General features: G+C 52.1%; 15 protein-coding genes. 6 read left to right on the plus strand and 9 right to left on the minus strand.

Translation table 11 applies throughout. From position 1 onward, the window contains the following. Nucleotides 1–182 precede the first annotated feature (182 nt). The 5 genes from yhhY to ACLJPE_RS15615 all read left to right on the plus strand — a co-directional run bounded on the left by yhhY (nucleotide 183) and on the right by ACLJPE_RS15615 (nucleotide 4,982). Nucleotides 183–671 carry an N-acetyltransferase gene (gene yhhY, locus ACLJPE_RS15595; RefSeq protein WP_001290279.1) on the plus strand — a complete coding sequence of 163 codons (489 nt, stop codon included), beginning with the start codon at nucleotides 183–185 and terminating at the stop codon, nucleotides 669–671. Nucleotides 672–934: 263 nt separating this feature from the next. Next, a complete protein-coding gene (locus ACLJPE_RS15600; RefSeq protein ID WP_000667447.1) occupies nucleotides 935–2,149 on the plus strand; it encodes a PfkB family carbohydrate kinase in 1,215 nt (404 codons plus the stop codon). Between the two features lie 15 nt (nucleotides 2,150–2,164). Next, on the plus strand, nucleotides 2,165–2,926 hold the full coding sequence (locus tag ACLJPE_RS15605; RefSeq protein WP_039513560.1) for a glutamine amidotransferase: 762 nt from the start codon (nucleotides 2,165–2,167) through the stop codon (nucleotides 2,924–2,926). Nucleotides 2,927–2,979: 53 nt separating this feature from the next. Continuing rightward, nucleotides 2,980–3,951 (plus strand): DMT family transporter, encoded by a 972-nt coding sequence (locus tag ACLJPE_RS15610; RefSeq protein WP_001038948.1) that lies wholly within the window; start codon nucleotides 2,980–2,982, stop codon nucleotides 3,949–3,951. After that, a complete protein-coding gene (locus tag ACLJPE_RS15615) occupies nucleotides 3,948–4,982 on the plus strand; it encodes a phosphotriesterase (protein ID WP_000675710.1) in 1,035 nt (344 codons plus the stop codon). The genes ACLJPE_RS15610 and ACLJPE_RS15615 overlap by 4 nt, the downstream gene beginning before the upstream one ends. Nucleotides 4,983–5,026: 44 nt before the next feature. Here ACLJPE_RS15615 and ggt read toward each other — a convergent pair whose 3' ends face one another. Next, nucleotides 5,027–6,769 (minus strand): gamma-glutamyltransferase, encoded by a 1,743-nt coding sequence (gene ggt / locus ACLJPE_RS15620; protein ID WP_023215171.1) that lies wholly within the window; start codon nucleotides 6,767–6,769, stop codon nucleotides 5,027–5,029. Between the two features lie 125 nt (nucleotides 6,770–6,894). Here ggt and ACLJPE_RS15625 point away from each other — a divergent pair, with 125 nt between their 5' ends. Beyond that, the gene (locus ACLJPE_RS15625) at nucleotides 6,895–7,311 is read left to right on the plus strand and encodes a DUF2756 family protein (RefSeq protein ID WP_000826042.1); all 417 of its coding nucleotides are present in this window, start codon (nucleotides 6,895–6,897) and stop codon (nucleotides 7,309–7,311) included. A 12-nt stretch (nucleotides 7,312–7,323) separates the two neighbouring features. Here ACLJPE_RS15625 and ugpQ read toward each other — a convergent pair whose 3' ends face one another. The 8 genes from ugpQ to livF all read right to left on the minus strand — a co-directional run bounded on the left by ugpQ (nucleotide 7,324) and on the right by livF (nucleotide 13,972). Continuing rightward, the gene (ugpQ, locus tag ACLJPE_RS15630) at nucleotides 7,324–8,064 is read right to left on the minus strand and encodes a glycerophosphodiester phosphodiesterase (RefSeq protein WP_000073548.1); all 741 of its coding nucleotides are present in this window, start codon (nucleotides 8,062–8,064) and stop codon (nucleotides 7,324–7,326) included. Then, nucleotides 8,061–9,131, minus strand: a complete 1,071-nt coding sequence (locus tag ACLJPE_RS15635; protein ID WP_000907842.1) for a sn-glycerol-3-phosphate import ATP-binding protein UgpC — start codon at nucleotides 9,129–9,131, stop codon at nucleotides 8,061–8,063. The genes ugpQ and ACLJPE_RS15635 overlap by 4 nt, the downstream gene beginning before the upstream one ends. Nucleotides 9,132–9,133: 2 nt before the next feature. Beyond that, nucleotides 9,134–9,979: a sn-glycerol-3-phosphate ABC transporter permease UgpE gene (gene ugpE / locus ACLJPE_RS15640; RefSeq protein WP_000572196.1), complete on the minus strand. Its 846-nt coding sequence runs from the start codon at nucleotides 9,977–9,979 to the stop codon at nucleotides 9,134–9,136. After that, a complete protein-coding gene (ugpA, locus tag ACLJPE_RS15645; RefSeq protein ID WP_000099303.1) occupies nucleotides 9,976–10,863 on the minus strand; it encodes a sn-glycerol-3-phosphate ABC transporter permease UgpA in 888 nt (295 codons plus the stop codon). The genes ugpE and ugpA overlap by 4 nt, the downstream gene beginning before the upstream one ends. A gap of 104 nt (nucleotides 10,864–10,967) precedes the next feature. Beyond that, on the minus strand, nucleotides 10,968–12,284 hold the full coding sequence (gene ugpB / locus ACLJPE_RS15650; protein ID WP_000624747.1) for a sn-glycerol-3-phosphate ABC transporter substrate-binding protein UgpB: 1,317 nt from the start codon (nucleotides 12,282–12,284) through the stop codon (nucleotides 10,968–10,970). A 258-nt stretch (nucleotides 12,285–12,542) separates the two neighbouring features. After that, nucleotides 12,543–12,911 carry a type II toxin-antitoxin system death-on-curing family toxin gene (locus tag ACLJPE_RS15655; protein ID WP_000174963.1) on the minus strand — a complete coding sequence of 123 codons (369 nt, stop codon included), beginning with the start codon at nucleotides 12,909–12,911 and terminating at the stop codon, nucleotides 12,543–12,545. Continuing rightward, nucleotides 12,908–13,129 (minus strand): type II toxin-antitoxin system Phd/YefM family antitoxin, encoded by a 222-nt coding sequence (locus ACLJPE_RS15660; RefSeq protein ID WP_001635839.1) that lies wholly within the window; start codon nucleotides 13,127–13,129, stop codon nucleotides 12,908–12,910. Before ACLJPE_RS15660 ends, ACLJPE_RS15655 begins: the two co-directional genes overlap by 4 nt. 129 nt (nucleotides 13,130–13,258) lie before the next feature. Then, nucleotides 13,259–13,972: a high-affinity branched-chain amino acid ABC transporter ATP-binding protein LivF gene (livF, locus tag ACLJPE_RS15665; RefSeq protein WP_000416114.1), complete on the minus strand. Its 714-nt coding sequence runs from the start codon at nucleotides 13,970–13,972 to the stop codon at nucleotides 13,259–13,261. Nucleotide 13,973 lies beyond the last annotated feature (1 nt).

A 13,973-nucleotide genomic window follows, 5' to 3' on the forward strand; every position in this document is an offset into this window, starting at 1 on the left:
TACTGGAAGCAATGTGAGCAATGTCGTGCTTTCAGGTTCTCCGTAGGGGTTCCCCTGAACGCAAGGCAATAATAATCATTCTCATTCGCACTTGTCTACTTCTTTTTGCAAAAAAATGCGGTTGACGGAATTTTCTTTCTCAGCGAGTGTAAATACACAATTACCCCTGCAGGAGATAAGGAATGAGTGAAATAGTGATACGCCACGCTGAACCGAAAGATTACGACGCCATTCGTCAGATCCACGCCCAGCCGGAGGTGTATCACAACACGCTACAGGTTCCTCATCCTTCCCTCGAAATGTGGCAGGCGCGGCTAACCGAGCAAGCCGGGGTTAAACAACTGGTTGCCTGCATTGACGATATTGTCGTTGGCCATCTTTCTATTCAGGTCACCCAACGTCCTCGCCGCAGCCACGTGGCCGATTTTGGTATCTGCGTGGATGCCCGGTGGCACAATCGCGGTATTGCCAGCGCGCTGATCCGCACGATGATCGACATGTGCGACAACTGGCTGCGCGTCGAGCGTATTGAGTTAACGGTGTTTGTTGATAACGAGCCCGCGGTGGCGGTGTATAAGAAGTACGGCTTTGAAATCGAAGGCACCGGTAAGAAATACGGCCTGCGCAACGGTGAGTACGTTGATGCGTACTTTATGGCGCGCGTGAAATAGCGCTTCCCCGCCCCACCCTGTGGGGCGAAACGTCACAAACCTCACAACATTCCAGTTATTGCAACCTACTTCCCCTATATCAAAACAATAACCACCTGAATTTCATGGTTATTACCACTTTAAGCTTTATCACCGTTTTTTCCGTAATTTTAGCAATATTAATATTACATTTTTGTTTTTTTTTGGTTTCTGCCATCACTTTATGGTGACAATCACAACAATATACTCCTCCCGGGACTAATTTAACCACGGTGAGGTAAAAAATGAAATTTGAACGCCATCATAGAATATTGAAGGAACTCAGTATTTCGGGAGTTGTAAAAGTTTCAAATCTGGCGAAAAGTCTCAAGGTAACAAAGGAAACTATTCGTTCAGATCTCAATGAACTTGCCGGACAGGGATATCTTACTCGCTGTCATGGTGGTGCATTTATTACCCTTGATTCTCTTGATAACGTCGCAAAAAATGAAATTGCTTATGTGCTGGAAAAATATGAATCAGCGCAGAAAAATAAAAAAGGTCTCTCTGCCATGAAAAATAATGTATGTGTTATTGGCTCGTTCAATGTTGATATTATCAGTTATCTACCGAGATTACCCTCAACGGGAGAATCATTGCTTGCCGATAAATTTATTTTTTCACCCGGCGGTAAGGGATGTAATCAGGCATTAGCAGCAAGCTATGCCGACTCTGATGTGCATTTTATTACTAAAGTCGGCTCAGATCATTTTAGTGATTACGCCATTAATTTTATAAACTCATCAAAAATCCATAAAAGTGTTATCTACCAGACCAAAGAAACACAAACAGGTACAGCAACCATCATGGTGAATGGAGATACCGGAGATAACGTCATCGCTATCTACCCTGGCGCCAACATGACAATTTCCCCTGATGAAATCACCATTCAGAAAGAAGCCATTATTCATTCAGATATTGTTCTTGTCCAACTGGAGACGAATTACGAAGCGCTGCAGCAAACAATTCGTCTCGCACAAAAAAATGACATACCGGTCATCATCAATCCAGCGCCATACAATGACATGGTTAACACCATCATTGATAACATTGACTATATTACGCCAAATGAAACGGAAGCAGGCCTGCTGGCCAATATGGCGGTTAATGATATCGAATCAGCCAAATGCGCGGCCAAAATTATTCATCAGAAAGGCGTCAAAAATACCATTATTACATTAGGTAGCAAAGGTTCGCTTGCTTATGATGGCACACAATTCATCTATTCCCCGGCATTTCCGGCAGTTGTAAAAAATACGGCGGGAGCGGGTGACGCTTTCAATGGCGCCCTCGCATCTGGTCTTGCAAAAGGAAAGTCACTGGCATCCGCATTGTGCTACGCCAGCGCATTTGCCTCACTTGCGGTTGAAACGCCTAATGCCTCTGATATGCCGGAAAACGACTCCGTTCTTCATCGTATTCAGGGTTCACATTACAAACAAACTATCTCTACTCACTAAATCAAGGAGCAGACTATGAACAATACGCAGAAAAAACTAAAGGTGCTCTTTATTGGAGAATCCTGGCATATTCATATGATTCATTCAAAAGGTTATGACAGTTTCACCTCCAGTAAATATGAAGAAGGCGCTACATGGTTACTGGAATGCTTGAGGAAAGGCGGCGTTGATATTGATTACATGCCTGCCCACACGGTACAAATTGCCTTTCCAGAGAGTATTGACGAATTAAATCGTTACGATGTGATTGTTATTAGCGACATTGGTAGTAATACCTTCCTGTTGCAAAACGAGACATTTTATCAGCTAAAAATAAAACCAAACGCTCTGGAGTCCATTAAAGAGTACGTCAAAAATGGCGGTGGACTACTCATGATTGGCGGCTATCTGTCGTTCATGGGTATTGAGGCAAAAGCCAATTATAAGAACACCGTTCTTGCTGAGGTTCTGCCAGTTATTATGCTTGATGGCGATGACCGGGTAGAAAAGCCAGAGGGTATTTGTGCTGAGGCTGTCTCACCTGAACATCCTGTTGTTAACGGGTTCTCAGATTATCCGGTATTTCTTGGATATAACCAGGCCGTCGCCAGAGACGATGCCAATGTCGTATTAACAATAAATAATGACCCATTGTTAGTGTTCGGTGAATACCAACAGGGTAAAACCGCCTGCTTTATGAGCGACTGCTCCCCACACTGGGGAACCCAGCAGTTTATGTCATGGCCATTTTATACCGACCTGTGGGTCAACACGCTTCAATTCATCGCCAGAAAATAAAAAACAATGGAGTAACGAAAGTTACTCCTTTTATAAAATATAAGGATTGATGTATGAACAAGAATAAGTACTCAACCCCCTTACTGATGCTTGCCACCATCTTAGCCGGTATGCTTTCCCCGATGCAGTCTGCCGTTAATGGGCAGTTAGGACATTGGTTACAAGACGGTAATGCTTGCGCAGTAATCTCGTTTGCCAGCGGTCTGGTCGTCATGTTTTTTATTATTATTGCGCGCAAAGAAACACGCCAGCAATTCGCCTCAATCCCTACTCTGATTAAAAAGAGAAAAATCCCGCTATGGAATTGGTTTGCAGGATTATGCGGGGCGATGGTTGTATTTTCTGAAGGCGCATCTGCCAGCGCGCTGGGCGTTGCCACCTTTCAAACGGCATTAATTTCCGCTCTGCTCCTTTCCGGCCTGCTGTGCGACCGTTTTGGCATCGGTGTGGAGGAGAAGAAATATTTTACGCCATGGCGCATTACTGGCGCATTGTTCGCCGTTATCGCCACCATTTTTGTCGTGTCGCCACAGTGGCACTCAACCTCGTTTATCCTGCTCGCTATCCTCCCCTTTTTGGCAGGGTTACTCGCTGGCTGGCAGCCTGCAGGGAATGCGAAAGTCGCCGAGGCAACGGGCTCCATGCTGGTGTCCATTACATGGAACTTCATCGTCGGCTTTTGTGTCCTGGGCGCGGCGCTGGCGATACGTATCGCATTAGGCCATGTCACCATCCAGTTACCCGATACATGGTGGATGTATCTCGGTGGTCCGCTGGGTCTGCTGTCCATCGGGCTAATGGCGATTCTGGTGAGAGGCTTAGGGCTATTGATGCTGGGCGTAGCGTCAACAGCAGGCCAACTGCTTGGCTCAGTGCTAATTGATGAATTGATCCCTTCATTAGGCAATACGGTCTACCTGGTCACCATCATCGGTACGCTGTTCGCGTTAGTCGGTGCGATTGTGACCACCATCCCTGAATACAGAGCATCCAAAATGGCGCAAAGAATAGAGGTGTCAGAATGAAAGGTTTCCTGCAAACCGTAACAGGCCCGGTGGCGCATACGGATATGGGGCTGACGCTACCGCATGAACATCTGTTTAACGATCTGTCTTCGGTCGTAGACGAGCCACATTATGCTTTTTCACAGCAACTGGTGGGAAAGAAAGTCAGTGCTGACCTGCAGTGGGGGTTGAAACACGACCCATACTGCTGCGCCGATAACATGGACCGCAAAGAGATTGATGATGTTATCTTCGAAATCAATAACTTTATGTCTTTGGGCGGCAGGACGATTGTCGACGCCACCGGTTCAGAATCCATTGGGCGGGATGCCTCAGCGCTGCGAGAAGTTGCCTTAAAAACGGGTTTGAATATCGTTGCGTCATCCGGACCTTATCTGGAGAAATTTGAAAGTACCCGGATCCATAAACCTGTTGAGCTGTTAGCCTCACTCATTGATAAAGAACTGAATCAGGGTATTGGCGAGACGGATATTCGCGCTGGCATGATCGGTGAAATCGGCGTATCTCCCGCGTTTACCCAAGCGGAGCGTAACAGCCTGCGGGCAGCGTCTCTGGCACAATGTAACAACCCCCACACGGCGATGAATATCCATATGCCAGGGTGGCTGCGACTGGGTGATGAGGTGCTGGATATCGTGCTGGAAGAAATGAACGTTTCTCCGGCAAAAGTCTCGCTGGCGCATTCGGACCCTTCAGGAAAAGATGTCGTCTATCAACGTAAAATGCTCGACCGTGGCGTATGGCTTGAATTTGACATGATTGGTCTGGACATCACCTTCCCAAAAGAAGGTGTCGCGCCGGGCGTTCAGGAGACCGCAGATGCAGTAGCGAATCTGATTGCACTGGGTTACGCCGACCAAATCGTTTTAAGCCATGATGTTTTTCTCAAACAGATGTGGGCGAAAAATGGCGGAAATGGCTGGGGGTTTGTCCCGAATGTCTTCCTCGCCTATCTGGCTGCTCGCGGAGTAGACAACGATACTCTGCGCAAGCTTTGTATTGATAATCCAGCCCGATTACTCACGGCATAATCTGCAAATAGCCCGGTGTCTGACACCGGGCCTGGAATTAAAAATCAGTATCCCGCCGTTAAATCATCCACCGAACGCGGGTCAGACGCGCCGTACAGTTCGCCATCCGGTCCAACCATAATACTTTGGGTGCTGCCCATCGCTTCTTTCAGCGCGACTTTCTGCCCTTTCTGTTCCAGCAACTTCAGCGTATCGGGGCTGAAGCCCTTTTCTACCCGCAGTTCGTCCGGCAACCATTGATGATGGAAACGCGGCGCGTTGGTCGCTTCGGCGACGTTCATGCCAAAATCAATAGTATTGACCACCATTTGCAGTACGGTAGTAATAATACGGCTACCGCCAGGACTGCCGGTCACCAGCCAGGTTTTCCCGTCTTTAACGACGATAGTCGGCGACATCGACGACAGCGGACGCTTCTTCGGACCGACCGCGTTAGCATCGCCGCCCACCAGGCCATAAACATTAGGTACACCGGGTTTAGCAGAAAAATCATCCATTTGATTATTCAGCAGAATACCGGTATTTCCCGCCACAATTCCTGTGCCGAAGGTGGTGTTCAGGGTATAGGTCACCGCCACAGCATTGCCGCCTTTATCCACCACCGAGAAGTGGGTGGTCTGGTTGCTTTCATACGGGGCGAGCTTGCCAGGTTTGATCTGGCTGGAAGGTTTGGCCTTGTTGATATCAATTTGATCGGCCAGCGTTTTCGCATAGGCTTTGTTGGTCAGCGCCTGCCACGGCACTTTCACAAAGTCCGGGTCACCCAGATACTCTGAGCGGTCGGCATAGGCGTATTTTTCCGCTTCCGCCATGATTTGCATGGCATCGGCGCTGCCAAAGCCGTACTTCTTCATGTCGAAATTTTCAAGGATATTGAGAATTTGCACGATGTGAATACCGCCCGAGGATGGCGGCGGCATGGAGAAGACCTGATACCCGCGATAGTCACCGCTGATTGGCGAACGCTCAACGGCTTTATAGCTGGCTAAATCCTCTTTGGTCATCAGACCGCCGTTCTTCTGCATTTCTCCGGCAATCTGGTCAGCAATCGCCCCTTTATAAAACGCATCCGGGCCATTTTCAGCAATCATTTCCAGGCTTTTCGCCAGATTCTTCTGGACCAGCTTATCGCCTTTTTTCAGCGGCTCGCCGTCTTTCCAGAAAATGACTTTGCTGTTCTCATGATTAGGGATCACTTCGCTGCCGTAAGTTTTTAAGTCGTCGGCCAGCGCATCGTTAACCACAAAACCCTCTTCCGCCAGCGTCATCGCCGGACGCACCACTTTATTCAGCGGCATCGTGCCGTATTTCTCCAGCGCCAGCGAGAACCCCGCCACGGTACCCGGCGTACCGGATGCCAGATGCGACGTCAGCGACTTTTTCGCATCGGCGTTACCCTGCTCGTCGAGGAACATATCACGGGTCGCGCCAGCAGGCGCCATTTCACGAAAATCGATCACCGTGGTAGCGCCATCTTTAGTGCGCAGCAGCATAAATCCTCCGCCGCCCAGATTCCCGGCTTGCGGATGCGTGACAGCCAGCGCATAGCCCACGGCGACGGCGGCATCCACGGCATTACCGCCCTGCTTTAAGATATCCACGCCAACCTGCGTCGCCATTGCATCCACGGACGCCACCATCCCTTGCGTCGCCCGCACAGGATGAAAGACATCTTCTTCAACACCATAGGAGACTGGCGGCGCGACGGGAGGATTGGCCACCGCGCTAAACGTCCCCCCGGCCAGCAGAGCGGCGATCGCCACCCAGCGCATAAACGTTGGTTTCATCGTTGTTTTTCTCCAGATAAATGGGTGTATGTCCCGTTTAATCCTGGTCCACAACGCTTAAAAAATCATCATCATGGCGAAATAGAGGTACACTTAAAAAGAGGCCTCATCGGGAGGAGACGACAATGAAACGCTTACTACTTATTACGGCTTTGTTACCCTTTGCTGTATTGGCCCAGCCAATTAACACTATGAATAATCCTAATCAGCCAGGTTATCAGATCCCCAGCCAGCAGCGTATGCAGACGCAGATGCAAACGCAGCAGATTCAGCAGCAGGGTATGTTGAAACAACAGATGCAAACGCAGGCGCGCAGCCAGCAGCAAAATCTACAGTCGCAGTTGAATGCCAATACGCAGCGGGTTCAGCAGGGACAGCCGGGCAACGGTATGCTCGGTCAGCAAACGCTGCCCAATACGCAGGGCGGAATGCTCAGCGGCAGCGGAAATCCGGACCGGATGCTAAACCATTCCCAGCCAATGTTGCAGCAGGGCAGCGGGACGCCGCAGCCTGACATCCCGCTGAAAACCATCAGCCCTTAAAACTGACGGCCCTTAAAACTGAAAGTGAGGGCCGATGTCATCAATGCGATCGGTGCAGATACAATCCACGCCCCAGCGCAGCAGCTCTGCCGCCCGCTGGGGCTGATTGACGGTATACACCAGAATCCGCAGACCCGCGGCCTTAATCTCTTGCACTCGCGTCTCATCGAGTAATTTATGGTTGAGATGGAGGGAAACACAGCCCAGACGGGTCGTCAGTTCACGCCAGTCTTCACGCCATTTATCCAGCAGTAACCCACGCGGCAGTTCAGGTGCTGCTGCCTGCGCCGCTTCCAGCGCCTCTATCTCAAAGGAAGAAAGCAGCGGCGGCGTCATCCCGGCCCACAGTTCACGGGCGGCCAACGCCACGACGCGTCCTGTCAGCCTGCCGCTCCCCGTTGTCGGTTTTATCTCAATATTCGCCATCATGCCGTGTTTACGGCAGCGCTCCGCCACCTGCGAGAGCAACGGCAGCGGCTCGCCTTTAAATTCGCCGCTAAACCAACCGCCAGCGTCCACACGCAATAAATCCTGCCAGTTCAACTCGCCCGCCACGCCCCAACCGTTGCTGGTGCGCTCCAGGTTATCGTCATGCAGCAGGAAAATTTCGCCGTCTTTCGACAGCTTGGCATCAAACTCAATCATGGTGTGCCCGTATCGCGCGCCCACGTCAATCGCCGCCAGAGTGTTTTCCGGCGCCAGTTTACCGCCACCGCGATGGGCGACAATGTGGGGATAAGGCCAGTTACTCATACACGTTGTCCTGTTTCGCCATCAAAAAGATGCCGCTGATGTTCCGGCAGATGCAGCCATAGCGTACTGCCCGCCGCCGGGCGCTGCTGATGCGCCAACCGCACCACCAGTTTCTGATCGCCCCAGCGCCCATGCGCCAGATTATCCGCGCCCAGAATCTCCAGCGTGTCTACCGTTAGCGGCACGCCGCCTTCCGCCTGCGAGCTTAACGCAATATGTTCCGGGCGGATACCCAGCGTCATTTTACGTCCGGCATGACCTCGATAGCCCGCACCAATCGGCAACGCCAGACCGCCAGGCAATTCGAAACGGTCGCCGGAAGCGCTGATAACGCCATCCAACAGGTTCATCGCCGGGCTGCCAATAAAGCTTGCCACAAAGCGACTGGCCGGTTTTTCATACACCTCTACCGGCGTGCCAATCTGTTCTGCGACGCCTTTATTCATCACCATCACCCGCTGGGCCAGCGTCATCGCCTCTACCTGATCGTGAGTAACATAGAGCGAGGTGGTACGAAGACGACGATGCAGATGTTGTAACTCCAGACGCATCTGCACGCGCAGCTTGGCGTCGAGGTTAGAAAGCGGTTCGTCGAATAAAAAGACTGCCGGCTCGCGGACGATCGCGCGCCCCATTGCCACGCGCTGCCGTTGACCGCCGGAAAGCTCGCGTGGACGGCGTTTAAGCAGGCCGTCCAGCTCCAGAATGCGCGCCGCCTCCCGCACGCGTTCTTCAATATGCGCTTTGCTCATACCGCGAATTTTTAGTCCCCACGCCATGTTCTCCTCTACGCTCATATGGGGATAGAGAGCATAGTTCTGAAATACCATCGCGATGCCGCGATCTTTGGGCTCCATCTCGGTGACACGTTTGCGATCAATCCAGATATCGCCGCTGGTCACGCGTTCCAGACCGGCCACCATCCGCAACAACGTTGATTTGCCGCAGCCGGACGGCCCGACCATCACGATAAATTCGCCATCCGCCACGTCCAGCGTTAACGGTTGAATGACCTGGGTTTTGCCGTCCCAGCTTTTGGTTACTGCCTGTAGTTTTAAACCAGCCATTTTTATTTCTCACTATCGACCAGGCCACGCACAAACGCGCGCTGCATGGCTAAAACGATGACAACCGGGGGAATAAGGGTCAGCAGCATTGCCGCCATCACCTGGTTCCATTGCGTGGTACCTTCGCCGGTGGCGATCATCCCTTTGATACCCGCTACGGCAGTGCCAAGATTCACGTCGGTGATAATCAACAGCGGCCACAGATACTGGTTCCAGCCGTAGATAAAGGTGATGACGAATAACGCCGCCAGGTTGGTTTTTGACAGCGGCAACACGATGTCGCGGAAAAAGCGCATCGGCGACGCGCCGTCAATACGGGCCGCCTCCACCAGTTCATCCGGAAGCGTCATGAAGAACTGACGAAACAGGAAAGTGGCGGTAGCGGACGCCATCAGCGGTAGCGTCAGACCAGCATAGCTGTCGAGCATTTTCAGATTGGCGATCACTTCCACCGTCGGGAAGATACGCACTTCAACCGGCAGCATCAGGGTGATAAAAATCATCCAGAAGAACAGGTTACGCAGGGGAAAACGAAACCAGACGATGGCGAATGCGGAAAGCATAGATACCGTGATTTTGCCTACCGTAATGCTGAACGCCATAATGAAACTGTTAAGCATCATCAGCCAGAATGGCGCGCTATTAACACCGACGCCGTTGACCCAAATAGTTTTGATATTCTCCAGTAACTGCGTGCCGGGAAGCAGCGTCATCGGCGTCTCAAACACCGCGCGGTCGTCCAGCGTCGCCGCGACAAACGCGACATACAGAGGAAACAAAATGACCGCGATCCCCAGAATCAGCATGGTATGGCTGAATATTGTCAGCCCGCGACGATTCTCTATCATTGGTAACGCACCTTACTTTCCACATAGCGGAACTGCACCACCGTCAGAATGATGACGAGGAACATCAACACCACCGACTGCGCGGCGGACGCCGAGAGATCCAGGCCGGTAAACCCTTCGCGATAGATCTTATAAATCAGCGTCGTGGTGGCTTGTACCGGCCCGCCGGCGGTCGCGGCGTCGATCACCGGGAAGGTGTCGAAAAAGGCATACACCAGGTTGACCACCAGCAGGAAGAAACTGACCGGCGCAATAAGCGGCAAAGAAAGCCGGAAGAAACGACGAATCGGCCCGGCGCCGTCAATGGCCGCCGCTTCCACCAGCGAGCGGGGAATGGATTGCAGCGCGGCAAAGAAAAATAAAAAGTTGTAACTAATCTGCTTCCAGACTGACGCAAATACCACCAGGAACATCGCCTGACCGCTGTTTTGCGCATGGTTCCAGTCATAGCCGAATTCGCCGAGGAAATGAGTGATTAATCCCCGCCCCGGGTTAAACAGGAAAATCCACAATACGGCGGCGACGGCGGGCGCGACGGCATAAGGCAGCAGCATCAGCGTCTGATAAAAACGGCTGCCGCGCACCACGTAATCCACCAGGGCGGCGAAAAACAACGAGACCAGCAGGCCGCTAAACGTGACCAGCGCGCTGAATTTAATCGTCGTCCAGAAGGCGTCGAGATAATAACTGTCGTGAAAAAGCGCGACGAAATTCTCCAGCCCGACAAATTGGCTGGAAAAACCAAACGGATCGACGCTTTGCAGCGAATACCACAGCGCTTCGCCCGCAGGCCAGATAAAGAAAATAACGGTGATAACCAACTGCGGGGCAACCAGTAAATACGGCAGCCAACGCGAGCGGAACACCGGACGGGATGATGACATGAAGGTTCTTTTCCTGGAAGGTGCCGGATGGCGGTGCAAGCACCTTATCCGGCCTACAAACGCTGTAGGCCTGATAAGCGCAGCACCATCAGGCACTTATACACTTAAGATTTGCTCGCTTTCTCAAAACGACGCAGTAACTGATTCCCGCGATCCACCGCGGTATCCAACGCCTGTTGTGGGGTTTTCTTCCCGGTCCAGACGCTTTCCAGCTCTTCGTCCACGATGGTACGAATCTGCGGCATATTGCCCAGACGCAAGCCTTTGGTGAAGGGTAACGGCGGCTTATTCAACATCTGGCGAGTGGCGATATCCGCACCGGGGTTTTTATCGTAATAACCCTGCTCGCGGGTCAGCTCGTAGGCGGCGGTGGTAATCGGCAGGTAGCCGGTTTTTTGATGCCATTCAGCAGCGTTTTCCGGTTTTGCCAGGAAGTCGAGGAATTTGGCGACGCCGGTATAGGTTTCTTTATCTTTACCCTGCATGACCCATAGGCTGGCTCCGCCGATAATGGCGTTTTGCGGCGCGCCCTTGATATCAGCGTCGTACGGCATCATACCCACGCCATAGTTAAATTTGGCATACTGGCGGATATTGGCAAGCGAACCGGAGGACGCGGTTGTCATCGCGCAGTCACCGTTATAAAACTTCTCGGTAGACTCGTCCTTACGCCCAACATAGCTAAAATCGCCTTTCTTATTCATCTCTTCCAGCAGCGCGATATGTTTCACCTGCTCTGGCTTATTAAATTCCAGCACCGCATCTGTACCGTCAAAGCCATTGTTTTTACTGGCGAAGGGGAGACCGTTCCAGGCGCTGAAGTTTTCCAGTTGGATCCAGCCTTGCCAGCCGCTGGCGTAACCGCATTTCATGCCAGCCGCTCTCAGTTTCGCGGTATAGTCAGCCAGCTCCTGCCAGGTTTTCGGCGGCTGTTCCGGATCTAAACCGGCTTTCTTAAAGGCGTCTTTGTTGTAGTACAGTACCGGCGTGGAGCTGTTAAAGGGCTGGGAGAGCAGATGCCCGCTTTTAGCATCGGTGTAGTAGCCTGCAACGGTTGGTACAAACTGGGACTCGTCAAAGTTAATACCGGCGTCTTTAAACACTTCATAAACCGGCTTAATGGCTTTCGAGGCCATCATGGTCGCCGTCCCAACCTCATAAACCTGCAATATTGCCGGCGCGTTGCCGGTACGGAATGCCGCGATCCCGGCGCTCAGGTTCTGTTCATAGTTCCCCTTATAGACCGGAACGATTTTGTAATCCGGATTGGCCTGGTTGAAACGTTGCGCCAGTGAATCAACTTCTTTGCCTAACTCCCCTTCCATTGAATGCCAGAATGGAATAGTGGTGACGGCCAACGCCTGACCCGTAAATGCCAGACTCAGCGCCAGTCCTAAAGCTGTATGTCGTAACGATATCATCGGTTATCTCTCTTTTTGTGCCGGGATGCGCGATATCACGCGTTTTATGTTCGCGGGGGTAACATGACATGCTCGAATGACAGAAAAATAACTTTTTTATTACAAAAAAAAGATAGTAAGGCGACAGAGAGATGGCAAGGCAGTGAAAGCGCCGGAAAAGAAAAGTGGGAGCTACGGCACGGATAGGTACGACATTATTCCCGGGGACGGCGCACATGCCGTAACTCAACCAGGCGGAGCGTCGCCGGGATTAACGTCTCAGGCGCGTAAGCGAACGGCAATTTGCTCCAGCGTAAGCCGCCCTGCCGCCGCATCGACTGTCATATCGACAAAATCCGGATTCGCAGCGAGTGAGATCCCGTTACGCTTTAAAAACAGCAGCGTAATAAATAAGGCGGTGCGTTTGTTACCATCATTGAAGATATGCCCACGGGATATAGCGAGCAAATGCATTGCCGCCAGCAGCCACACGTCGGTCACCCCTTCATATTCGATTTGATTGAGTACCCGGTACATTAGCGCTTCCGCGCGGCCAGGATCAGGCATACCTGTTACACCAGGCGTAACGCGGAGAAGCCTGTCGTGAAACTGAATTATCTCTTCCGCTGAGATAAGTTGTAGGGTCATTTATCCGCCAGCTCCCTGAGCTCATTGCCATGAACCGCCATAATGGCAGCAAACTCATCATCCATTCGCGCCGTCTGATAACGCTCAAACTCCTCGGCGCTGATGATCACTGCGGGCTTATGCCCACGACGCGTGATGGTGACAGGGCCCGCCGTCACCGCACTTTCCAGGACTTCGGCCAGATTTTGCCGCGCTTCGCTATAGTTAACCGTACGCATAAACACCTCCCCAGTTGTACATGTTTATTGTACAACAAACACGTACAAAAAAGAGCCATCAGGCTCTTTTGAAAAATTTTACCGCTTGCCGTTACCGGGGACGGCGCACGCGCTTCCCCCTGGCACAGTCTAACCGCCCAGATAGGCGCTGCGCACCGCTTCGTTCGCCAGCAGCGCATCACCGGTATCGGATAGCACCACGTGGCCGTTTTCCAGCACATAACCGCGGTCGGCGAGCTTCAGCGCCTGGTTAGCGTTTTGCTCGACAAGGAAGATGGTCATACCCTGCTCGCGCAACTGCTCAATGGTGTCGAAGATCTGCTGGATGATGATCGGCGCCAGCCCCAGCGACGGTTCATCCAGCAGCAATAGCCTCGGCTGGCTCATCAGCGCGCGGCCAATCGCCAGCATCTGCTGTTCGCCGCCGGACATGGTGCCCGCTCGCTGGATACGGCGCTCATGCAGGCGCGGAAACAGCTCGTACACCCACTTGATACGCTCCTGAAACCGATCGCGCTCGGCAAAAAAACCGCCCATCGCCAGGTTCTCTTCTACCGTCATCCGCGAGAAGACGCGCCGCCCTTCCGGCACTATCGCCACCGCTTCACGCATGATTTTCGCCGTCTGCCAGTCGGTGATGTCTTTACCGTCAAACACCACCCGTCCGCTGGAGGCGCGCGGATCGCCGCACAAGGTGCCAAGCAGCGTCGTTTTCCCCGCGCCGTTAGCGCCAATCAGGGTAACGATTTCCCCCTGGTTGATGTGCAGACTGACGTCGTGCAGCGCCTGAATTTTGCCGTAGTGGGCGCTGACTTTTTCAAACGTTAACATCGTTTTTTCCATC

The sequence above is a fragment of the Salmonella sp. SAL04196 genome (genome assembly GCF_046550835.1).
GTDB classification, from domain to species: domain Bacteria; phylum Pseudomonadota; class Gammaproteobacteria; order Enterobacterales; family Enterobacteriaceae; genus Salmonella; species Salmonella enterica.

Coding starts and splice junctions, on each gene's coding strand:
- ACLJPE_RS15655 (WP_000174963.1), bottom strand. CDS start 12,911: ATGACCCTACAACTTATCTCAGCGGAAGAGATAATTCAGTTTCACGAC.
- livF (WP_000416114.1), bottom strand. CDS start 13,972: ATGGAAAAAACGATGTTAACGTTTGAAAAAGTCAGCGCCCACTACGGC.
- ugpE (WP_000572196.1), bottom strand. CDS start 9,979: ATGATAGAGAATCGTCGCGGGCTGACAATATTCAGCCATACCATGCTG.
- yhhY (WP_001290279.1), top strand. CDS start 183: ATGAGTGAAATAGTGATACGCCACGCTGAACCGAAAGATTACGACGCC.
- ugpA (WP_000099303.1), bottom strand. CDS start 10,863: ATGTCATCATCCCGTCCGGTGTTCCGCTCGCGTTGGCTGCCGTATTTA.
- ACLJPE_RS15625 (WP_000826042.1), top strand. CDS start 6,895: ATGAAACGCTTACTACTTATTACGGCTTTGTTACCCTTTGCTGTATTG.
- ACLJPE_RS15605 (WP_039513560.1), top strand. CDS start 2,165: ATGAACAATACGCAGAAAAAACTAAAGGTGCTCTTTATTGGAGAATCC.
- ACLJPE_RS15660 (WP_001635839.1), bottom strand. CDS start 13,129: ATGCGTACGGTTAACTATAGCGAAGCGCGGCAAAATCTGGCCGAAGTC.
- ACLJPE_RS15600 (WP_000667447.1), top strand. CDS start 935: ATGAAATTTGAACGCCATCATAGAATATTGAAGGAACTCAGTATTTCG.
- ACLJPE_RS15635 (WP_000907842.1), bottom strand. CDS start 9,131: ATGGCTGGTTTAAAACTACAGGCAGTAACCAAAAGCTGGGACGGCAAA.
- ACLJPE_RS15615 (WP_000675710.1), top strand. CDS start 3,948: ATGAAAGGTTTCCTGCAAACCGTAACAGGCCCGGTGGCGCATACGGAT.
- ACLJPE_RS15610 (WP_001038948.1), top strand. CDS start 2,980: ATGAACAAGAATAAGTACTCAACCCCCTTACTGATGCTTGCCACCATC.
- ugpB (WP_000624747.1), bottom strand. CDS start 12,284: ATGATATCGTTACGACATACAGCTTTAGGACTGGCGCTGAGTCTGGCA.
- ugpQ (WP_000073548.1), bottom strand. CDS start 8,064: ATGAGTAACTGGCCTTATCCCCACATTGTCGCCCATCGCGGTGGCGGT.
- ggt (WP_023215171.1), bottom strand. CDS start 6,769: ATGAAACCAACGTTTATGCGCTGGGTGGCGATCGCCGCTCTGCTGGCC.